The organism is Bizionia myxarmorum, assembly GCF_008086205.1.
Taxonomy (GTDB): Bacteria; Bacteroidota; Bacteroidia; order Flavobacteriales; family Flavobacteriaceae; genus Algorimicrobium; species Algorimicrobium myxarmorum.
Map to the genome: position 1 here is coordinate 89,042 of NZ_VSKK01000004.1, position 22,174 is coordinate 111,215.

At 33.9% G+C, this 22,174-nt stretch carries 20 protein-coding genes and 1 pseudogene; 9 read left to right on the forward strand and 12 right to left on the reverse strand.

Going from position 1 to position 22,174, the window contains the following annotated elements:
• Nucleotides 1-4: 4 nt before the first annotated feature.
• From ES674_RS15490 to alaS, 5 genes are all read right to left on the reverse strand, one after another.
• Nucleotides 5-277 (reverse strand): hypothetical protein, encoded by a 273-nt coding sequence (locus ES674_RS15490; protein ID WP_211359293.1) that lies wholly within the window; start codon nucleotides 275-277, stop codon nucleotides 5-7.
• Nucleotides 278-520: 243 nt separating this feature from the next.
• Nucleotides 521-1,045 carry a DUF6252 family protein gene (locus ES674_RS13345; protein ID WP_148404804.1) on the reverse strand — a complete coding sequence of 175 codons (525 nt, stop codon included), beginning with the start codon at nucleotides 1,043-1,045 and terminating at the stop codon, nucleotides 521-523.
• A gap of 99 nt (nucleotides 1,046-1,144) precedes the next feature.
• Nucleotides 1,145-2,104, reverse strand: a complete 960-nt coding sequence (locus ES674_RS13350; protein ID WP_148404806.1) for a GSCFA domain-containing protein — start codon at nucleotides 2,102-2,104, stop codon at nucleotides 1,145-1,147.
• A complete protein-coding gene (locus ES674_RS13355) occupies nucleotides 2,104-2,928 on the reverse strand; it encodes a tetratricopeptide repeat protein (protein WP_148404808.1) in 825 nt (274 codons plus the stop codon). Before ES674_RS13355 ends, ES674_RS13350 begins: the two co-directional genes overlap by 1 nt.
• Nucleotides 2,929-2,932: 4 nt before the next feature.
• Entirely contained in the window at nucleotides 2,933-5,542 is a 2,610-nt protein-coding gene (alaS, locus tag ES674_RS13360) for an alanine--tRNA ligase (RefSeq protein ID WP_148404810.1), read from the reverse strand.
• Between the two features lie 218 nt (nucleotides 5,543-5,760).
• Here alaS and ES674_RS13365 point away from each other — a divergent pair, with 218 nt between their 5' ends.
• The 5 genes from ES674_RS13365 to ES674_RS13385 are packed head-to-tail and all read left to right on the forward strand — an operon-like array spanning nucleotide 5,761 to nucleotide 8,990.
• Entirely contained in the window at nucleotides 5,761-6,732 is a 972-nt protein-coding gene (locus ES674_RS13365; RefSeq protein WP_148404812.1) for a M23 family metallopeptidase, read from the forward strand.
• A complete protein-coding gene (locus tag ES674_RS13370; RefSeq protein WP_148404814.1) occupies nucleotides 6,732-7,061 on the forward strand; it encodes a MerR family transcriptional regulator in 330 nt (109 codons plus the stop codon). Before ES674_RS13365 ends, ES674_RS13370 begins: the two co-directional genes overlap by 1 nt.
• Before the next feature lie 56 nt (nucleotides 7,062-7,117).
• Complete coding sequence (locus tag ES674_RS13375; RefSeq protein WP_148404816.1) at nucleotides 7,118-7,714, forward strand: LemA family protein; 597 nt, start codon at nucleotides 7,118-7,120, stop codon at nucleotides 7,712-7,714.
• Nucleotides 7,715-7,719: 5 nt separating this feature from the next.
• Complete coding sequence (locus ES674_RS13380) at nucleotides 7,720-8,157, forward strand: TPM domain-containing protein (protein ID WP_148404818.1); 438 nt, start codon at nucleotides 7,720-7,722, stop codon at nucleotides 8,155-8,157.
• An 8-nt stretch (nucleotides 8,158-8,165) separates the two neighbouring features.
• Nucleotides 8,166-8,990: a TPM domain-containing protein gene (locus ES674_RS13385; protein WP_148404819.1), complete on the forward strand. Its 825-nt coding sequence runs from the start codon at nucleotides 8,166-8,168 to the stop codon at nucleotides 8,988-8,990.
• A gap of 123 nt (nucleotides 8,991-9,113) precedes the next feature.
• On the opposite strand, the gene ES674_RS13390 is transcribed toward ES674_RS13385, so the two are convergent.
• Together ES674_RS13390 and der are read right to left on the reverse strand one after the other, a co-directional pair.
• Nucleotides 9,114-11,972 (reverse strand): outer membrane beta-barrel protein, encoded by a 2,859-nt coding sequence (locus ES674_RS13390; RefSeq protein ID WP_246126059.1) that lies wholly within the window; start codon nucleotides 11,970-11,972, stop codon nucleotides 9,114-9,116.
• A 134-nt stretch (nucleotides 11,973-12,106) separates the two neighbouring features.
• Complete coding sequence (der, locus tag ES674_RS13395; protein WP_148404820.1) at nucleotides 12,107-13,411, reverse strand: ribosome biogenesis GTPase Der; 1,305 nt, start codon at nucleotides 13,409-13,411, stop codon at nucleotides 12,107-12,109.
• Between the two features lie 132 nt (nucleotides 13,412-13,543).
• On the opposite strand from der, the gene ES674_RS13400 reads away from it, so the two are divergent.
• The gene (locus ES674_RS13400) at nucleotides 13,544-14,041 is read left to right on the forward strand and encodes a GTP-binding protein (protein WP_148404821.1); all 498 of its coding nucleotides are present in this window, start codon (nucleotides 13,544-13,546) and stop codon (nucleotides 14,039-14,041) included.
• Between the two features lie 2 nt (nucleotides 14,042-14,043).
• On the opposite strand, the gene era is transcribed toward ES674_RS13400, so the two are convergent.
• The 4 genes from era to ES674_RS13420 form a co-directional block, all read right to left on the reverse strand.
• Nucleotides 14,044-14,925, reverse strand: a complete 882-nt coding sequence (gene era / locus ES674_RS13405) for a GTPase Era (protein ID WP_148404823.1) — start codon at nucleotides 14,923-14,925, stop codon at nucleotides 14,044-14,046.
• A gap of 26 nt (nucleotides 14,926-14,951) precedes the next feature.
• Nucleotides 14,952-15,410 carry an RNA methyltransferase gene (locus tag ES674_RS13410; protein WP_148404825.1) on the reverse strand — a complete coding sequence of 153 codons (459 nt, stop codon included), beginning with the start codon at nucleotides 15,408-15,410 and terminating at the stop codon, nucleotides 14,952-14,954.
• Between the two features lie 26 nt (nucleotides 15,411-15,436).
• Complete coding sequence (locus tag ES674_RS13415) at nucleotides 15,437-16,504, reverse strand: methyltransferase (protein ID WP_148404827.1); 1,068 nt, start codon at nucleotides 16,502-16,504, stop codon at nucleotides 15,437-15,439.
• A gap of 84 nt (nucleotides 16,505-16,588) precedes the next feature.
• Nucleotides 16,589-17,512 carry a mechanosensitive ion channel family protein gene (locus ES674_RS13420; protein WP_148404829.1) on the reverse strand — a complete coding sequence of 308 codons (924 nt, stop codon included), beginning with the start codon at nucleotides 17,510-17,512 and terminating at the stop codon, nucleotides 16,589-16,591.
• A gap of 254 nt (nucleotides 17,513-17,766) precedes the next feature.
• On the opposite strand from ES674_RS13420, the gene ES674_RS13425 reads away from it, so the two are divergent.
• Nucleotides 17,767-18,486: a 3-ketoacyl-ACP reductase gene (locus tag ES674_RS13425; RefSeq protein ID WP_148405020.1), complete on the forward strand. Its 720-nt coding sequence runs from the start codon at nucleotides 17,767-17,769 to the stop codon at nucleotides 18,484-18,486.
• A gap of 117 nt (nucleotides 18,487-18,603) precedes the next feature.
• Nucleotides 18,604-19,584, forward strand: coding sequence for a phosphotransferase (locus ES674_RS13430; RefSeq protein WP_148404831.1), 981 nt, complete (start codon nucleotides 18,604-18,606; stop codon nucleotides 19,582-19,584).
• Between the two features lie 295 nt (nucleotides 19,585-19,879).
• Here the strand turns inward: ES674_RS13430 and ES674_RS13435 are convergent, their stop codons facing one another.
• Nucleotides 19,880-21,055: a dicarboxylate/amino acid:cation symporter gene (locus tag ES674_RS13435; protein WP_148404833.1), complete on the reverse strand. Its 1,176-nt coding sequence runs from the start codon at nucleotides 21,053-21,055 to the stop codon at nucleotides 19,880-19,882.
• 253 nt (nucleotides 21,056-21,308) lie between these two features.
• Between ES674_RS13435 and ES674_RS15780 the strand changes: the two are divergent.
• A pseudogene (locus tag ES674_RS15780) lies at nucleotides 21,309-22,139 on the forward strand (helix-turn-helix domain-containing protein); the annotation flags it as partial.
• Nucleotides 22,140-22,174: the final 35 nt, after the last annotated feature.

The window sequence follows — 22,174 nt, forward strand, 5'->3', positions numbered from 1 at the left end:
ATAATTAATAGCGTTCTTCGAATATAATCTTTTTTACTAAAAATAACGCTTTGGTTATTTCAAATAATTTCGTGAGTAACAATTCGTTATACGATTTCAAGTAGTTGTTTTTCTCTTCAATTTGGCTTTGAATTATTATTTCGTTCTCAAACTGATTTTGAAGATTTACACAATTTAAGTCAGCATTTTTTTGAAAAGAACGCGTATGGGAAATAACGCTAATTGCGCTAACAATTAGTCCGAAAATGAGGCTATATATAATTGTAAGAACAATCATTTTTTATAAAATTTAGATATAAAAAAACACCAATTTGGAACGGTTTTTATACCTGTTCATTAAATTGATGTTTGTCTATTTATTTATTAATAGCATGATAAATTTACAATTAAATATCAAGCATCACGTAATTTTTCGATAAACAACATTTTAAAAAAGATTAAGCGCAACAAATTTTCATCATTGCGCCCAATCAGCAAACCTCAACAACAAGATTTAATTTGTCAAGATTTTTAGTGCTTTTTAGAAAATTTGCTTTTTAAGGTCAAAAGTTCCTTCAGTAACATTTTTCATTGTGTCATCAATTACATTTTTCGCTTTAAAGGTGAAAGTACCTTTAATTCTATCTGCCGAGTTTTCTGAAACTTTAACTTCTCCAATAAGACCAGAGTCTTGGTATGGCGCATTCCATGTTGGCATATTAGTAGGATCTGAAACATTAGGTTCTGAATACGTTGCACTTGAAAATATATTGCTGTCACTTAATTGATAGGTTCCAACACCATCAAATCCACTTAAAATTACAGAAATAGCTTTGTTGGATGTATTTCCTTGAAACGTAAGCGTTGTGCTTGGACCAGCAGTAATTTCCGAAGCCATAGACGTAATTTCTAAAGAACTGAAAGCTATGCCATCAATTTTTGCAGAGATAATTCCAGCGCCTCCAGAAGTTGTCGGATCGCCACCATCATCATCACTTTTACATGAGCTTAATGACGCAATGGCTGTTACCATCATAAATACCGTTAATAGTTTTAAAGTTGTCATTGTTGAATAGGTTTATAGTTAATAATAATCCAAAATTGCAACAATAGGTAAAGGGAATCAATACGACGAATTACGTATATTTTAAAAATGCACTTGTGATTAGAATGAAATTTCAGGGAAATCTATTTGAAGCTTTTCCTTTTTATCATTCAGGTTTTTAAGAAATTTTAGATGTGCTTCTGAATTGGGATTAAATGGCTTATGCTGAAGTCCTTTTTGAATATACGCCACTTCCTCCATGGTTATTGAAGCGCTTTCTGAAATCCAAACGGTTTTAAAAGCATTCCAAATATATTGAATAGCAGTTGCGTTTGGATGAATCATATCTTCAGCGTAAAAGCGATAATCACGAAGTTCATCCATCATAATTTCATACGATGGAAAATAATGAAGATCTCTCGACTGCGCTCGAGATGACAAAAAGGAATGAATAGCAGTTATTAAATGTGCTTTGCTTTGTGTATTCTCTATAAAACCGTCTTTAAGATGTCGAACTGGCGAGACCGTAAAAATAATCTTCACATCCTTATTGACGCTCTCAATTAAAGCAATGGTAGCCTGTAATGATTTTAAAATAGCATCAACAGAAAGCAATTCTTTTATGAAATTTTTCTGTGGCACTTTATGACAGTTAGCAACCACAGCATCGGTTTCATTACTTTTATAAACCCAAGCAGTGCCAACTGTAATAATTATATGTGATGCGCTTTTGAGTTTCTCTAATGTAAGATTAATTAGGGTATTTAAAGTATCTAAAAGTTCTTCTTTATTTGGATTACTTAATTTGGAATGGGCTTCAAAAGAATGCCATTGTTCATCTTGAAAAAAAATATCAGTTTCTGAATATACGTATCCATGAATCGCTTTTGAAACAAGATTTTCTATAGCTAATGGGTGAAATAAAATTCCGAAGGGATTTTGAGTGGTTTGGAATTTAAAATAATCGAATTTCTTACCTACGTTTTCAACAAAACAGGAGCCCAATAAAAGTACATCAGAACTATAATCTATTTGATTTTGCTCTTGCGGTTTTAGCGGGATTTTTGTTTGAAGATTCATTAGTCTCTAATTAATAACCTGTGATATACTTGATAAGGATAAATTTCGTAGTAAACATTGTCCTCATTTATAGTATTAAATCTATTTTCATAAGCCAAATTCATCCATTCTAGAGCCTTTTCATTCTTCCCAATTTTATAATAGCATCGGGCTTTATAATTCATAGCATCTCCAAAATTAGTGTACACGACTAATGACATGTCAAAACTTTTTATGGCTTCCTCATAATTGCCAAGCTCGTAGTCAACTATGCCTAAATAAAACCAATCTAGAAAATGGCAACTTTCTTCAGGCGGATTTTCAGGGAAATCTGCAAATTGTTGGGCTTTACTTTTCAAAAGAAAAGCTTTTGCGTCTTTAAATTTGTTCAATTGAAGATAATTTAGCGCTATATAGAAATTATAGGTATGGTCCATAACATAGGAATCGCCATATAATTCTTTCATCAACATAAATTCAGCGATCGATTCTTCATACTCTTTGGAAAATATACATTTCATAAATGCACTATAATCCAAATAGCGCTTTTGATTGTGCAGAACCGCTTTTTCAAGAAATGGTTTACCTAAACTATACTTCCGTGCTTTATATAAAGGCATGGCTTTTTGTTGCCATAAAAAAGCGTCATCTGGCATGATTAACAAAGCAGAATCCAAATATTTTTGGCGTTCTTGAGAATACACATCATATTCAAAAGCACGATTTTTATAGCTATCCATTTTAATAGAGTCTTCAGCTTTCAAAGCCATAGGCTTATCCAAAACGCGCACATCTTTTTGAGCACATGAAAACAAAATCAGAATAAATAAAAAGCTAAACCTCATATTATTAGTCCAAATATTTCTTTGCAGCTTCTAAAGCATCTGCAATTCCAGCAGGATTTTTACCACCAGCCGTTGCAAAAAATGGTTGTCCGCCGCCGCCGCCATTAATAAACTTTCCAAGTTCTCTAACTATTTGGCCAGCATTTAAACCTTTGCTTTCTACTAATTCTTTTGAAACATAACAGGACAGCAAGGCTTTGCCATCGTTTTCAGAACCAAATAACAAGAACAGATTGTTAAATTGACTTCCTAATTCAAAACTTAAATCTTTTATACCGCCAGCATCTAAATCTATCTTCTTGGCTAAAAATTGAATACCGTTTATTTCGATTAATTCATCCTTAAGTTCTCCTTTTAAATTTTTAGCTTTTTCCTTTAACAAAGCTTCCACTTGCTTTTTAAGACTGGAATTCTCGTCTTGTAAATTTTGAAGCGCTTTAACCGGTTCATTATTATTTAGCAGCGCTTTCATATCAATAAACGTTCTATTTATATCTACGAAATAATCTTTTAAAGCATCGTTAGTAATAGCTTCAATACGTCTGATTCCGGACGCTACAGCACCTTCTGAAGTGATTTTGAAGAACCAAATATCACCTGTGTTTTTCACATGCGTACCACCACATAATTCTATAGATTGCCCAAAGCGCACCATACGAACCGTATCTCCATATTTTTCACCAAATAATGCCATGGCTCCTGCTTCTATTGCTTTTTCCATGGGCATATTTCGTTGCTCTTGTAAAGGTAACTTCCCTGCAATACGCGCATTCACGAAAAGTTCTACATCGCGTAATTCTTCAGCTGTTAATTTAGAAAAATGCGAAAAATCAAAACGCAAGTATTTGGAATGTACTGAACTTCCCTTCTGCTCGACATGAGGTCCTAAAATTTCACGTAATGCTTGGTGCAATAAATGGGTAGCTGTATGATTACATTCCGTTCTTAAACGTTGTTTAGCATCCACGGTTGCTTGGAAAACATCTTCAACATTCCCTGGTAATTCTTTAGCAAAATGCATAACCACATTGTTCTCTTTCTTGGTATCTAGAATATAAGTGATATCGCCATTGGCATCTTCTAAATAGCCTTTATCACCCACTTGTCCGCCGCCTTCTGCATAAAAAGGGGTTAAATTGAAAACAAGCTGATACATATCGCCATCTTTTTTAGAAGTGACTTTTCGGTACCGTGTAATTTTCACTTTCGCTTCCAAAGCATCATACCCTATAAACTCTTGAACGGCGTCTTCAATTAGAATGGTCCAATCGTCTGTAGACATTTCACTAGCGGCGCGTGATCTTTTTTTCTGTTTTTCTAAATGTTCTTTAAAACCTATTTCATCTAATTTTAGGCCTTGCTCGGATAAAATTAAAGCTGTTAAATCTATTGGGAAACCATAGGTATCATATAATTCAAAAGCTTTTCCGCCTGAAACGGTATCACTCGCTGTATTTTTAACAATACCATCTAAAAGTACCAAGCCTTGATCCAACGTTCTTAAAAACGACGCTTCTTCTTCTTTTATAACATTTTCAATAAGCTGTTTTTGCGATTTTAATTCTGGGAAAGCATCTCCCATTTTTTTACTTAAAACATCCACCAATCTGTAGATAAATGGTTCTTTTTGATCCAAAAATGTAAAACTATATCGAATAGCTCGACGTAAAATTCGGCGTATTACATAACCGGCTCCTGTATTACTTGGCAATTGGCCATCTGCAATTGAAAATGCAACCGCACGAACATGATCTGATATTACACGAATGGCAACATCAATCTTATCATCTTTACCATAATCTTTATTGGTAATGGTTTCAATTTCGCGAATAATTGGCGTAAAAACATCGGTATCATAATTGGATTTTACATTTTGCAAAACCATACATAAACGCTCAAATCCCATACCGGTATCAATATGTTTATTTGGTAAAGCTTCCAAAGATCCGTTGGCTTTACGGTTGTATTGCATGAATACCAAATTCCAAATTTCCACCACATGTGGATGGTCCATATTCACTAAATCTTTTCCGGAAACTTTCGCTTTTTCTTCAGCTGAACGAATATCAACATGAATTTCACTACATGGTCCACAAGGACCTTGATCGCCCATTTCCCAAAAGTTATCCTTTTTATTTCCCATCAGGATTCTATCTTCGGAAATTAATTCTTTCCAAAAATCATAAGCTTCCTGATCCATTGGAATTCCATCGCCTTCATCACCTTCAAAAACGGTAACATATAGGATGTCTTTATCAATTCCGTAAACATCAACTAACAATTCCCAAGCCCAAGCAATAGCTTCTTTTTTAAAATAATCGCCGAAACTCCAGTTCCCTAACATTTCAAAAAGCGTATGATGATAGGTATCATAACCAACTTCTTCTAAATCGTTATGTTTACCAGAAACTCTCAAACATTTTTGCGAATCGGTAATTCGGTTATTTTTAGGTTCAGCATTTCCTAAAAAATACTCTTTAAACGGCGCCATACCTGAATTGACAAACATTAATGTCGGATCGTCCTTTAAAACCATAGATGCCGATGGAACGACACTGTGTTTCTTATCTTTAAAAAATTCTAAAAATTTTGCGCGTATTTCTTGAGATTTCATAAATGAAAATGGGTTATAAGCTTATGTTAAAATTCCACAAAGTGCTAAACAATTTATATCTTTACTATTCTAAAATCTATGAGATTTAAAATTTAGTAAGCCTACTATAAATTAACAACAAACTTAATATTGCAATAATTATGTAGGTTTGTTAGCTTGCCAAGCAGAATAATTAATATTTATATTTTAATTGACTGCAAAAATAGTAAATTTAGCCAATGAGTAAGGTAAAATATTATTACGATTCTGAAACGCTTGCATATAGAAAAATTGAGCGTAGAAAAAGGCGGACCTTTAAATTCATTGGTCTCTTTATTTTGGCGGCCGGATTATTCGGTTTTTTGACCATGTTTATTACCAGCCAATATATTGAATCGCCTAAAGAAAAAGCGCTAAAACGTGAAATGTCTAACTTGCAATTACAATATCAATTGTTGAACAAAAAAATGGATCAAGCCCAATTGGTGCTTGAAGATGTTGCAACTCGTGACAACCACATTTACCGATTATATTTTGAAGCCAACCCAATTCCTGAAGAACAACGTCGTGCTGGTTTTGGTGGTGTAAACCGTTATAAAAATTTAGAAGGATTTGATAATTCAAAACTTATTATAGAAAGTAATAAACGTATAGATATACTACAAAAACAAATTGTTGTGCAATCCAAATCTCTGGATGAAATTGCTAAATTAGCTAGTGAAAAAGAACAATTATTAACAGCAATCCCAGCAATTCAGCCTGTAAAAAATGAGGATTTAACGCGAATGGCGTCTGGTTTTGGATACCGTTCGGATCCGTTTACAAAGGCGCGTAAATTTCATCATGGCATGGATTTTACAGCACCAAGAGGAACACCTGTTTATGCCTCTGGAGACGGTGTTGTAGTTCGTGCAGACAACCAATCATCAGGTTATGGAAACCATATTCGTATAGATCATGGTTTTGGATACGTGAGTTTATATGGTCATCTTTATAAGTATAATGTGAAAAAAAATCAAAAAGTTAAACGTGGTGATTTAATCGGTTTTGTTGGAAACTCTGGCCGATCTTCTGGACCACATTTACATTATGAAATTTTTAAAGATGAAGAACGTATTAATCCATTAAACTTCTACTACGGTAACCTTTCTGCCGAAGAATTTGACGAGCTTTTAAAACATGCTTCACTTGAAAACCAATCTTTAGATTAATGCATATCAACCTACCTGAAAAACGTTATTACGGAATTGGTGAAGTCGCCAAGGCTTTTGATGTTAATACATCCTTGATTCGCTTTTGGGAAAAGGAATTCGATGTCTTACAACCTAAAAAGAATGCTAAAGGCAACAGGAAGTTTACACCTGAAGACATTCAAAATCTAAAACTAATTTACCATTTAGTTAAAGTGCGCGGTTTCACCTTAGATGGTGCAAAAACACATTTAAAAGAAGGCAAGCAGCAAATTCTTAATAATTTTGAAATAATCACTAAATTAGAACTTGTAAAAGCACAACTAACAAAAATAAAAGAACAGTTGTAACAATTTTACAAAACGCACAACTAATAATAGAAACTATACACTAAAAACAACTTATTATGAAAAAATGGTTAATTCCCGTTATAATTATTGCTGTAATTGCAATAGGACTTTATTCTTGGGCTGTAGGATTTAATAATACTGCAGTAGAACATGAAGCAGATGCAAAAACAGCTTGGGCTGATGTAGAAAGCTCATACCAACGCCGAAATGATTTAATCGGAAACTTGGTAAAAACAGTTCAAGGTGCAGCTGATTTTGAACGCACCACTTTAACAGAAGTTATTGAAGCGCGCTCTAAAGCAACTTCAACCACTATTGATGCCGGTAACTTAACAGAGGAAAACATGGCACAATTTCAACAAGCTCAAAGTGGCTTAAGCAGCGCGTTATCCCGTTTATTAGTAACTGTGGAACGCTATCCTGACCTTAAAGCCAATCAGAATTTCTTGGAATTACAATCTCAACTAGAAGGTACTGAAAACCGCATCAATGTTGCTAGAGATCGTTATAACCAAAGTGTAAACATCTATGATAAGCACATTAGAAAATTCCCAGGAACTATTTTAGCTGGTATTTTTGGTTTTGAAGCCATGCCTAGATATAAAGCGGATGCAGGAAGTGAAAATGCACCAGATGTTGATTTTGATTTTTAAGAACTATGTCTAAAATAGAAGAATTTTTAACAGCCGAAGAAGAACAAGCTATTATTGACGCTATTCGTGATGCCGAAAAAAACACCTCTGGTGAAATTCGCGTACACATGGAAAAAACGGCAAAAATAGATGTTTTTGATCGTGCAATGGAAGTTTTCCACCATTTAAAAATGGATAATACTAAACTTCAAAATGGCGTATTAATTTACGTGGCAGTAGAAGATAAAACCTTTGTTATTTTTGGCGATAAAGGCATAAATGATGTGGTTTCAGATGATTTCTGGGACACCACGCGAAATGCCATTCAATTGCAATTTAAACAAGGAAATTTTAAGCAAGGTTTGGTAGATGGCATTTTAATAGCTGGCAAGGCTTTACAGACATTTTTCCCTTGGGACAAGCATGATACTAATGAATTGCCCAACACCATTTCAAAAGGATAAAAACAATTATGCCCAATTTAATACGTCCAATTTTCACATGTTCCACTTTTAGACGGTTTGCACTCATTTGTGCCATACTATTTTTAGGTGTACAACCTGTTTTGGCCCAATTCAACATTCCTGAAATACCTAAAGAGCAGACGAGTGTTTATGATTATATTAATTTATTATCGCCTTCTGAAAAAACCAATTTAGAAACGAAACTCGTTAAATATTCTGATACCACATCCACGCAAATTGTTGTTGCTATCATTTCATCTACTAATGGTGAAAACATTAATTATTTAGGTGCTCAATGGGGCGAAAAATGGGGAATTGGTCAAAGTAAAGAAGATAATGGAATACTCATTATATTGGCTCGAGATGATAAGAAAATCGCTATAAATACCGGCTACGGCACGGAACATCTTTTAACGGATGCCATGAGTAAGCGGATTATTGAAAACGATATCATTCCTTACTTCAAAGCAAACGATTACCCAGGTGGCCTAAACCGTGGTGCAGACGCTATTTTTGAGGTCATGACAGGTGAATATCAGGGTACCCGTAAAAGTGGATCTCAAGAAGCTCCAATAGGACGGTTTTTCTTCTTGTTTATTATTTTAATTTTCATAATTATTGCCATGTCTAAAAATCGTCGTGGTGGTGGAAATTCAGGAGGAAAATCAGGTGGCTTTAATATTTTAGATGCTATTATTTTAAGCAGTTTGGGCCGTGGCGGATCCTCGGGTGGCTTTGGGGGTTCTTCGGGAGGAGGCTTTGGCGGCGGCGGATTTGGTGGCGGTTTCGGCGGCGGCGGATTTGGTGGCGGCGGTGCTTCAGGTGGCTGGTAGCTATGCTTAAGGGTTAGATGTTAGATGTTAGATGTTAGATGTTAGATGAAAATTAAAAAAGCCATTTTAGCGAAAACTAAAATGGCTTTTTTTATTCAATGCAATCTAAATTCTAAAAGATCACTAATCAAAATAGAAACCGTTGTCGTCATTGCTTTCACCTTTCTTACCCAAACTATTAAACTTCCAGCTAAAGCTTAACATAAAGTATTGTTCTAAAACGGTACTTTGAGAATCCTGAATATAGTTTTGAGTAGCCGTACGTCTGGCATTGGTATTCTGATTTAGTAAATCATATACTTTTAAGGTAACTGTTCCGGCATCTTTTAAAACCGAATAGGCTAAAGTAGAATTCCAAAACCACGCACTTTTTTGAAAGCCTTCCCCAATATTAGGGTTGTAGTTGAAATTAATATCGTTACGCCATTCAAATTTCTTTGGAAGAAATAAAGCAGTTGCAATATTTAAATCGTGATATAAAAACTTACGATCGTCAAATTCCGCTAAATCATAACTGTTGTTAGTGAATGTAACAGAATAACGTGGTCTAAATTCCATAACATCTTTCCACGTAAAACGAAGTTCTGCTGTTGGCGATAAACCACGAACTTTACTAGCATATTGAACATCGTTATTGAAATTTATGTTTCTGCTCAAATTTCCATTCAATCCAATCCCTGCTTTCAAAGTTCTCAAACTATCTAATTTAATATCTTTACTATAGTTGAAATTAGCATAGACATTATAATTTCCATCTACGTTCGCAAAAGTTGTAGTTCTTACAAAATTATCATCGACTGTGGTTTTAGCTACCACTTGATTTTCCGTGAAATTTCCACCTAAATAACTATAAAACCCAGTTCGTTTTTGCCAATCAAACGCATTATAACCTAAATTAAGTCGGTGGTTTGTAGATGGTGCTAAATTTGGGTTACCTACTATGGTGTTTAAAGGATCAGATACATTCTGAAAAGCCTGCAGCTGCGATAATCTTGGTGGTTCATTAGTCATATTATAACTAGACCAGAAAGAAGCCTTCGGGCTAAATTTATATCTTAAATATCCGCGTAATTCTGGGGCTTCAAAGCGTTTTTCAATGGTCAATTCTGGACGTAACAAGTCCATATTACCCAAGGTTCTAAAAACATAATTGAAGCTAAGACTACCAGACCACGTTTTATTACGATAGCTTAAGCTTACACCTGGCGTTGTACTTTCATCTAAATATTCAAAATCCGTACTTAAATCTTCATTGAATATAGAATAGTTCCCTTGACCATCTAAATCGTAGGTACTTTTCGTGTCCGTACTTTTATCGCGATTATACTGATATTGAAAATTTAAAAACAATTCTTTAGCAATTATTGGTAATCGGTAATTTACACTAGAACGAAAATTATTTTCGTCACCAATACCATTGGTAAACTGGTCACGCTCCGTTTGATCTATCAGCACATAATCCGGATTATTAGGATTGTTTACATCTTCACCATATACATTGGTTAAAGACGTTAAAAAATCTTCAGAATCACGTTTATTAATTTCATTGGTTAAATCCACTCTTACAAAAGCACCACGATCACCAAACTTTTTGGTCAAGTTTATATTATTTCTGAAGTTTTTTCCAGTATTTTCTACATAAGAATTCGTATTGGAATTGTTCGTTAAAACGTAAGCATCGTTTAAAGATTCTTCGTCAGAATTATAGGTGTTTGTACTTTTAAAATAACGGAATGAAGGATCAATGTTAATTAAAAAAGTTGAATCTATTTCAATATCAAAACCCATGTTTGCCGAATGACTGTTGCTGTCATTATAAGTACTAGAATTGGAATTGGTGTAATATCTAGAATTAGGTAAAATATTTTCACGTTGGGTTGCTGTCTCGTTTTCCGAGGTACTTCCGGAATAGAAATAATCGGCAGACACCTCGGTTTTTTTACCAATCTTATCCGCAAAATTTAAACCAGCATTTCTAGATTTGGTAATCCCTTCGCCTCCACCAAATGAGCGACCATCAATAGTAAAGGAACCGTTACCCGACATAGAACTAGAATAACCGCCACCAAACATTTTTCGAATTTCACCAAAACTAAACCCTGGCGAATTAATGTTATTTGTACCCGCTAAAACACTAATTCGACGATCATTGTCAAAATAATTCAGCATTCCGGCACCTTCATAACGTTCATTGGTTCCAGCGCCAGCGGCAACACGACCAAATACACCTTTATTATTTTCTTCTTTAATAGTTAAATTTATGGTTTTGCTTTCACCATCAACCGTTTCACCTGAAAAAGCTTCCGCTTTCGTTTTGGTATCTACAACTTGTATTTTTTCAATAAGTTCTTTACTTAAATTCTTGGTGGTGATAGTTGGATCGTCGCCAAAAAACGGCTTCCCGTTAACAAGGATTTTATTGACTTCCTTCCCGTTAATTTTTATTTTGCCATCTTCATCCACTTCTACACCAGGCAATTCTTTAAGAAGATCTTCAACAGACGCATCTTTTTTTGTTTTAAAAGAACTCACATTAAATTCTAAAGTATCTTTTTTAATGGTGATTGGTGCCGTTGATTTAATTAAAACCTCATCCAAGGCATTACTAACATCCAAACTTATAGCTTCTAAATTCAGTACAGGATTAGCCAAAGAAATGGTTTGAGAATAGGTTCTGTAACCTACATAAGATACATAAATTTTCAGTGATTTATCTGAAATCCGATCCTCTAAATTAAACTTACCTTCCTTATCTGTAATGGTATAGGTAATTACTGTACTATCTGATAAACGCTCCAAGTGAACAGTTGCAGATTCTAAAGGAAGTTGTTCATCTGCTGATAAAATTTTACCTGAAATTTGAATGGGTCTAGATTGGGAAAAGGCTATAGAAATAGCAAAAAAAGTGATTAAAAAGAAGAAAATCTTCATGATAGAATTGATGATTTTGGTTGGTATTTTAGCAAACGAATATAAACTCATTATCGTATGAATTTTCTTAAAAAAAGCATAAACTTTTGTTATAATATGGCTGCTTATGAGTAGGTATTCTATAAAAAAACCCATTTAAAACTAAAAATGGGTTTAACCTTAAAAAAATGCTTTTGGGTGTTATTTTATTTTTTACGTAAATAAACACTTACAGGAACGCCTCGGAAATCAAAATGTTCCCGAAGTTTATTTTCCAAAAAGCGTTTATACGGATCACGTACATATTGAGGTAAATTACAGAAAAATGCAAATTGTGGTTGCGGTGTAGGCAACTGCATGATATATTTAATTTTAACAAATTTACCTTTATAAGCTGGTGGTGGATAATTCTCTATAATTGGGAGCATTATCTCGTTTAGCTTACTTGTTTTAATCTTTTTAGTTCGGTTATTATAAACTTCAACAGCGGTTTCAATAGCTTTATAAATACGTTGTTTGTTTAAAACGGAAATAAATACGATGGGCACATCTGTAAATGGCTCACATTCTTTTCTAATATATGTTTCGAATTCTTTAGTAGTTTTAGTATCTTTTTCTACCAAATCCCACTTATTTACAAGAATTACAATTCCCTTACGGTTGCGTTCTGCTAACCAAAAGATATTTTGAACTTGACCATCAAAACCACGGGTAGCATCTAGAACAATTAAACATACATCTGCATGTTCAATAGCGCGCACACTTCGCATAACCGAGTAAAATTCTAAATCTTCTTTAACTTTCGATTTTTTACGAATACCTGCGGTATCAATTAAATTAAATTCGAAACCAAAACGGTTGTATTTCGTATCAATAGAATCACGCGTTGTACCAGCAATATCCGTTACTATATAACGATCTTCACCAATTAAGGCATTTATAAATGATGATTTTCCAGCATTTGGACGACCAACCACTGCAAAACGCGGTAATTCGTGTTCTTCTTCCTCTACTGTTTCAGGTAAGGCTTTTACTAGAGCGTCTAGCAAATCGCCAGTTCCACTACCATTTATACTAGCAATGGTGAAATATTCACCTAGACCTAATGAGTAGAATTCTACCGCATTTTCATGGCGTTTACCATTATCTACTTTATTTACGACTAAAAAAACAGGTTTCGACACTTTGCGCAATAATCTGGCAACGTCTTCATCCATTCCTGTAACACCAGATTCTACATCTACCATAAAAAGAATGGCATCAGCTTCATCAATAGCTATTTCTACTTGTTTGTCAATTTCAGCTTCAAAAACATCGTCGCTTCCTTTTATGTAGCCTCCCGTGTCAATTAAGGTAAATTCTTTGCCATTCCAGTCACTTTTACCATAATGGCGGTCTCTAGTTACACCACTTACGGCATCAACTATGGCCTCTCTACGTTGTATTAAACGGTTAAAGAGGGTTGATTTTCCTACATTTGGGCGACCAACTATAGCTACGATATTACTCATCTTATTACAAAATTTTGTGCAAATATAATGATAAGCTAATGATTTCGTTATATTTAGTGCATCTTTAAAATAGCATTGCAGAAAAAAAACTTAACGTTTCAATTCCAAATACTACCTAACAGTCAGATAATAATGAGTTTACAAAGAGAAGATATCGTTTTACGCCCGCGTTTTAAGAAGGAATTAGACCAACCTAATACGGCGGTTATTCAATTGTTTGCTGACGCCAAAAAAACACAAAAAGATTATGTTATTGCTATCATTGACGATCATATATTTCTGAAGTTACCAACAGCCAAACAGCATTTTTGGTCACCGCAATTGCATTTGGAAATAAATGAAGTTAATCATGAAACTGCCATATTACATGGACTATTTGGACCAAACCCAACAGTTTGGACCATGTTTATGTTTTTTCACTTTATTGTAGCAGGATTATTTATAGGCTTTGGAATTTGGGCCTACAGCAATTGGACTCTGAAAAACGAATATGCTATTCAAGTTGGCATTATGCTTTTAATGGTCATTATTTGGGTTGGACTCTATTTTGCTGGACGCATAGGTCGTGATTCCAGTAAAGACCAAATGCATGAATTGCATGACTTTATGAATAAAATTATAAAGGAATAGCTTTATTGATTGTATCCAAAACGCTTCAATTGGCGTTGATCACTACGCCAGTTTTTATTAACCTTTACATAAAGTTCTAGATGAACTTGCTTGCCGAAAAATTTCTCTAAATCCTTTCTAGCTTCAATTCCAACACGTTTTAAAGCGGAACCTTTATGGCCAATTATAATACCTTTTTGAGTTTCGCGCTCGACCATAATTACGGAACGCATGCGGATAATTTCTTCTTCCTCAAAAAATTCTTCCGTATCAATTTCAACAGCATACGGAATTTCCTTTTTATAATGTATCAAGATTTTCTCCCGAATAGTTTCATTTACAAAAAACCGTTCAGGCTTATCTGTTAATTGATCTTTAGGATAAAATGCTGGAGATTCTGGCAATAATTCTATAATTCTACCAAACACTTCTTTTACTTGAAAACCTTCCAAAGCAGAAATAGCAAATATTTCAGCATTTGGCACTTTTAAGGCCCAAGCTTGAACTTGTTCTTCTAGTTGTGTTTGATCAGATTTATCAATTTTATTTAGAAGTAATAAAACGGGAATTTTGGAACCGGTTATTCTATTAAAAAAGGCTTCATCTTTAAGTTCCTTTTCACCTATTTCCACCATATAAATAAGCACGTCCGCATCATCAAAAGCAGATTTCACGAAATCCATCATAGATTCCTGAAGCTCATAAGCTGGCTTGATAATTCCAGGCGTATCCGATAAAACCATCTGAAAATCGTCTCCATTTACAATCCCTAAAATACGGTGACGTGTAGTTTGTGCTTTGGATGTAATAATCGATAATTTTTCACCCACAAAAGCGTTCATCAAGGTTGACTTCCCCACATTTGGGTTCCCTATAATATTTACAAATCCGGCTTTATGGTTCATACACGTAACATTTTATCAAGGCAAAGTTACAACCTTGGTTTATTTATTCCCCTATCATACATAACAATACTTCCTGCTACGGAGACGTTGAGGCTTAATTCCGATTTAAATTTGACTAAAAAATGGCTTTTCTCAATGGCTTGTTTAGATAAACCATGATCTTCCGCACCCAGCAAATAAACACAACGTCTGGGGTGGTGAAATGTTTCTAAATTTTCGGCTTCGTCTGTTAATTCTACACCAACAATTCGGGCGCCTTTTGGAAGATTCTGAAAAAAATCATCAAAGTTTTCATAATGAAAATAAGGCATAGATTTTACCGCATTATGCGTATCACAAGCTTGTTTGGCATAACGATTTCCAATAGTAAAGATAAAACTAGCACCTAAATTTTGAGCTGAACGCCAAAGCACACCTAGATTTTCAGGTGTTTTACCATTTTGAATTCCAATGCCAAAAAATTCATTTTCAAAATTATTTATCATGGCTGCAATTTACGAAAAAAGGAAATTTAAATATGCTTTAAAATCCAAAGTTCCACTTCTTCTGAAGCGCGCCAATGCTGATCTCTTTTGGTATTACTTGAAGCGGTTTTAACAGATTTCTTAAAACATTTTTCTAGTTGAAATCTATTACCGTCGGCTAATTCCAATTCTATAGGATGCTCTTTTGTTACTTGTGTTATCTGTGCTAAATTTGAGAAAATAACCACTATTCTCCCATCAGGTAGAAGGCGCTTTTTTGCTTCAGCAAAGAAATCTGGAAATAAGTTTTTACTGTAATAAATAGCCTCATCCAACCTATCCAAACTGCGCGAACTTGGCAACCAAGGCGGATTAAAAACAATCAATTCAGTTGGTTTTTCCCATTTCCCAAATAAAGATCCGAAATCTAATTCCAGTTTTCTAGATAGCTTTGTTGTTCCCATAAACTCACGCAATCCAATAATAGCATTGGGGTTGATATCGGTAGCAAATACTTTTTGAAAACCATGCTGAAGCATCTGAAGCGATAATACGCCACAGCCTACGCCAACATCTATGGCTGTTTTTTTTGGTCCATCGTAACGTTTCAACCAATTATCAAAAAGTTCTAAATGTTCAAAACGTGTTGGGAAATAGGTTCCGTAATAAGGATGAATTTTATTCCGTAAAACAGGAATAGAAATGCCATTTTTATACCATTGCCAAGCGCTATTTAATCCTTGTACCTGCGGAAAAGTTAAAAAGAAATGATTGTTTTCTGGATAAAATTTCTCAAGCCAACCAATTTTAGGCGATTTTTTTGCGGCTAGCTTCTGATTAACCACTTCTAACAAAACTAAATTTGAAAGCTTTCTATATTCAGCTCGATATGCTTGCTGCTCCTTAAAGGATTTGTTTGGAAACTTTGATTTTAAATAATTATGGATTTCCTGTAAAAGCAACATGCCATCACCAAAAGCACCATCAATAAGCACAGTTTGCCCTTTTGTTAATTCTTTTATTATTGGTCTAGCATCTGAATCTAAATTAAAAACTAATTGATTTTCATTAAACGCCAATGGCACTGGCTTATTCACTTTTAAATCCGTATTCATAGGTGGGCTTTCATTTATAATAAGGTGATTTATTCAGTTATGGATTTTACTTTTTTTATAATTGATTTCAGTTTTAGCAGCGTATTATCTTAATGAACCTTCTGGAAACTTCACTTTTTCTGGTGCTGCATTCAACAAAGGTAAGGCATATCTTAAAATACGATTTCGTCTGTCTGTGGTATCTTTGGGTTCTACGGGATAAGAAATCACCGCTTCCATCCAAGCAAAAGAGTTGATTCTAAAGTATACGGCTGGATCCCATTGCAGGTGCTTTTTATCCGCCAAATTTGGATAACGTTCTTTAAAATCCCTTCTAGAAGCTTCTAACAAGCAATTTTCTATAAACTGTAAATCACTGGTATAAGCAACCTGAAGTGGGGTCTCATTCCAAATAAAAGGTGCTTCAAACCCAGAGTAGTTAATAATTTCTTCTCGTAAAATTAAACTATTAGGAAATCTTATTATTCGGCCACTAATGCGGTCATTTACCAAATAATCGCCACTACATTCTTGTATGGACGTATCCAAATAACCTATCTCTATAACATCACCGCGGAACCCTTTTATTTGAATCCGGTCTCCCACCAAATACGAGCGGCGAAAAATTAAATAAATCCAAGCAATAAATGAGGATATTGGAGCTTGCAGGGCAAAACCTAAAACCAAAGAAATTAAACCGAAACTTACCGCGGCTGCTACCAAGTTTTGGAATAAAAAGGCTGCGCCAACAATAAGGCTTAAAAAGATAGCTAAAAACCTAACTATGCGCAGTAGATTATAACTATCACCTTCCAAATAATCTTGTTTGGTTATAATTTTAGCAATAATTTTACTGATCAGGAAGATTAAGCAAATTAGGAATAAGCTTAACGTAAACTTTTTCATAAATGGAATGTACTCCGCCCAAGAATCGAAGATCTCCAGGTTTAATAAATAATTAACGATAATTAATAAGGCTGCTGTAACACCATAAATAATCATCCAACGTTTATTGTTTTGAATTTTCATAAAGTTCCATTTCTTCCATAAAATGTGAAAATAATACTTCTATTAAACTATTAACGCATTTTACACTGAAAAAGAGCGCTTCTAGTGAAATAAATTATCCGCATTGCAAACATTCTTATAGTTTACATTATAAAAAATTATTAGAGCAGGATATTTCTACGCAGTATTGCTTAAATTTGATACTTTAAGAAAAACAGTACGTTTTTGAAATGCAATTAAAAAGGTTTCAAAAATGAAACATGAAAAAACAAGACATGAAAAGTTTAAAAAATAAGAAAGCCATAATTACAGGCGGAAGCCGTGGTTTGGGTAAAGCTACAGCAGTTGCATTTGCACAAGAAGGCATTGATATAGCTATTACTGGCCGAAGTGAAGACGTTTTAAAAGAAACCGTTAAAGAATTAGAAGCATTAGGCGTCAAAGCTATTTACGCGGTATTTGATGTGGGTAATTATGAAGATGTAAAAACAGGTATTGCATCCATTATTGATAGGTTTGGCACCGTAGATATTTTGGTAAACAATGCTGGAATAGCCGCTTTTGGATCATTTAACGACATGGATGTGAAAGAATGGAGTCAAATTATTCAGACCAATTTAATGGGCATGTACTTTGTAACCAAAGAAGTTTTACCTCATTTAATTGATCAAAACGAAGGTGATATTATAAATGTATCCTCTACAGCCGGACTTAATGGAAATGCCAACACATCTGCCTACTCGGCATCTAAATTTGCGGTTATTGGTATGTCTGAAGCTTTAATGAAAGAAGTACGAAAACATAATATTCGCGTTTGCACATTAACGCCAAGCACCATTGCCTCCGATATGTCTATTGAATTGGGCATTGCTACTAAAGATTCTGAAGACAGCGTTTTACAACCTGAAGATTTTGCCGAATTAATTATTGCAGGCTTAAAATTACCAAGACGCGCTATGCTTAAAAGCGCCGCTTTATGGTCTACAAATCCGTAAAAAAAAAGCTAATTTCTATTAACTCATAAAGTAAAGCGCGGGTTTTTTCTGAAGAAAATTCTTTAGTAAGAATCCGCGTTTTTATATCCAAAAGCATTCAAAAAAACATTTTGTTTAATGAACTCCTTTCCAGTAACAGCTTCCACCCTATCCGAAATAGATTTGGGCATCTTTATAATGGATAGATATAGTCTGCCTGAAACTTCTCATTGCAAATTATTCCGAACAGGCATTAATCATACTTACTTTATTACGAATACCGAAGCTAAACATGTCGTTCGCGTTTATTGTTACAACTGGCGAACGCTCAGAGAAATTGAAGAAGAGCTTAAACTATTAGTTCTTCTTAAAAATGAAAATCTGTCCGTTTCATTTCCTATTGCGGATAAAAACGGTGATTTTATTCAAGAAATTAATGCACCTGAAGGCAAGCGTTATGTCGTGCTTTTTTCGTTTGCAGTTGGCGATAAAATTCGGTTTATGGATAATGAAACCTGTTTTGAAATTGGTAAGATAATGGCTAACATGCACAAAATTACAACCCATAAAAAAATTGATAGAGTTCAATATACCAACGGAGTTCTTCTAGAAAAATCTTACAACTATTTAAAATCGTTTTTCAATGAAGATTTAGAATCTATGAAATTATTTAAAAGTATGAGTGAAATTATTTCTGGAAAATTTGACAACTATTCATTGAATGAACGTCAAAAAGGGATTGTTCATTTGGACATTTGGTATGATAATTTGAGTGTTGCAAGTGATAGGGAAATTACTCTTTTCGACTTTGATAATTGTGGAAATGGACCGTTCATTTTAGATATTGGCTATTTCTGTAAACAGTTATTCTTTATTGAATCGGATAAAAATAACTATGAATTAAAAAAGTCTCATTTTTTAAATGGCTACCAATCGGAAAGAAAACTATTAGAAAGCGAAATCGCATTATTACCAGAAGCAGGTGCTTCTATATTTTTATTTTATCTGGGCGTGCAAGCCCAGCGCTTTGATTGGTCTAATATATTTTTATCAGAAAACTATTTGAATATGTTAGTTGGACGCATAAAATCTTGGATGGATTATCACGACATAAAATAGCACGTTTTCATCATTAAGTTCGCTAGCATATAGACGAGATAAAATTAGAAAAGACATTCAAAAAAGCAGTTAAAATTTCGGAAGAAATCTTAACTGCTTTTTAATTATAATGTGATATGCTAATTATTACTTTAAAACGTTAATCGATTGTTTACGACCACTAATTTTTAATTTTACTAAAAAACATTTTTTTTTAAGATTGAAAAACCTACTACTTCTTTGCTTTTAGTTTACCGATTAAACGTTAACTGCAATATATAATTATGTCTCCAAAATGGCTGATAATCGTTTCTTTTTAAGCAACCAGTTTTTCTTTCGTTATTTTATCTACAACAATAGATATGGCACCATCTCCAGTAACGTTACAGGCTGTACCAAAACTATCCATAGCAATATATAAAGCAATCATTAACCCTAACATTTCTTCGTTAAAGCCTAGCATAGATTGCAAAATACCTACAGCAGCCATTATCGCCCCTCCAGGTACGCCGGGCGCGGCAACCATGGCAATTCCCAACATAAAAATAAAACCAGCAAAAAGTGCAAAACTAAAGGGCATTCCTTCTAAAATCATTAAGGCCATCGCGCAAGCCGTTATTTTCATGATACTTCCAGATAAGTGAATAGTTGCACACAAAGGAATAACAAATCCAGCAATTTTTTCTGAAACACCATTTTTCATAGCCTGCTCTAATGTAACAGGAATAGTAGCTGCAGACGATTGCGTGCCTAAAGCAGTAAAATAGGCCGGCATCATGGTTCCTAATAATTTTAAAGGATTCTTTTTAACGAGTACTCCTGCAATGGTATATTGAAGCAATAACAATAAAATATGTAAAGCAAAAATAACACCAATAATACTTATAAAAACAGATAAAATAGAGAACACTTTTCCACTAAAAGCCATACTAGCAAAAATACCCAAAATAAACAATGGTAATAGTGGCACAATTACATTTTCAATTAATTGCATGATGATTTTCTGAAAATCTTTAACCACAAACTTTAAACTCGATTTTTCTTGATAGGATAGGCCTAATCCAATAACAAAAGCCAAAACTAAAGCCGACATAACATCCAATACAGGCGGAATGGTAATACTAAAATAGGGTAATAATTCCCGTCCAGAATCGGCAATTTGCGCCGCATCTTTTACATGAGACTGTAAAAGCTGGGGAAATATATTGGAAGTTGCAAAATACGTCATAAAGCCTGAAAAAAGGGTTGATCCATAGGCAATAACAGCCGTTACCAACAGTAATTTACCCGCACCTTTACCCAAGTCGGAAATGGCTGGCATAATTAATCCCATAATAATTAAGGGAATGGCAAAATTTAAAAATTGACCAAAAAAGGCATTAAAGGTTGTGAAAATTCTATTAAACGATTCTGGCAAATACAAACCGAAAAGAATACCTAAAACTATGGCTAAAAAAACTTTGAATAATAAGTTTGAAAATAAACGTTTCATAGGCTATTTTAATTATTACAGACTGGAAATACTTTTATGGCTTCTTTTTAAGTCCGCTAATATACAGCCAATGTCAGAAACGAAAGCCTTGCACCTATTGTTTTTTAATTGCTAGTATTCATAATCTTCAACGCTAGTGCTTTATTGGAAAACATCCAATTTCATTTCAAGAATTATTTTTAATGAAAGACCGTCATTTTTAGTAATTTAGAAAATCCAATAATTTTAAAATTCAGAGTAAAAACAGAAGTTTATGCCTATAGAAAACATACCGGAAATTTATATTTCGAATAAAAACAAACAACCTGATTTATTCGTTTACGATTTCAAAATGACACATGACGTTGTAAAAAGTAAGGTGAATTTAGGTATGAATATGTTTAGTTTTCTTCAAGTTGGAAAAAAGCACGTTCATTTTTGCTGGAACATCTGTTGCTGTTAATAAAGACCAATCCTTATTACTAAAAAAAGGAAATTGGCTTTGGACGGAGTTATTAGATACAGAAACAATTTACTACTGCAAACTATTCTTCTTTTCTGAAAAAAACTAAAAGAGTTTTTAGAAAAACACACGGGAAACAAACAATTGATTAAAGATGAAATTCCATACTTTATTATTAGGAATGACGCATATATCACTTCATATTTAAATTCATTAGCAACAATAAGTGAGGCACCTGCACTATTTATGGAGAATTTATTAGCCGTAAAATTTGAAGAATTGATGCTTTATTTAATTCAGAAATATGGCAAAAAGTTTGAACTTTTTTTACAATCCTTGGTTGTAAATGAAAAATCTGCATTTGAAAAAATTGTAGAAAGCAAAATACATTCTAACTTAAATTTGGAAGAAATCGCCTTTTTATGTCACATGAGTTTATCCACTTTCGAACGTCATTTTATAGATGAATATAAAGTTTCACCTGGAAAATGGCTGTTAGACAAACGACTTCAAAAAGCGAAAGAAACGCTGGAAATTGGTTTATTAAAACCCTCGGATATTTACTTGGATTTTGGCTATAGCAACTTATCCAATTTTAGTATTGCTTTTAAAAATAAATTTGGATTTAATCCGAGTGAAGTAGCGCTTATATTTAATGAAAATGAAAATTTGGGCTG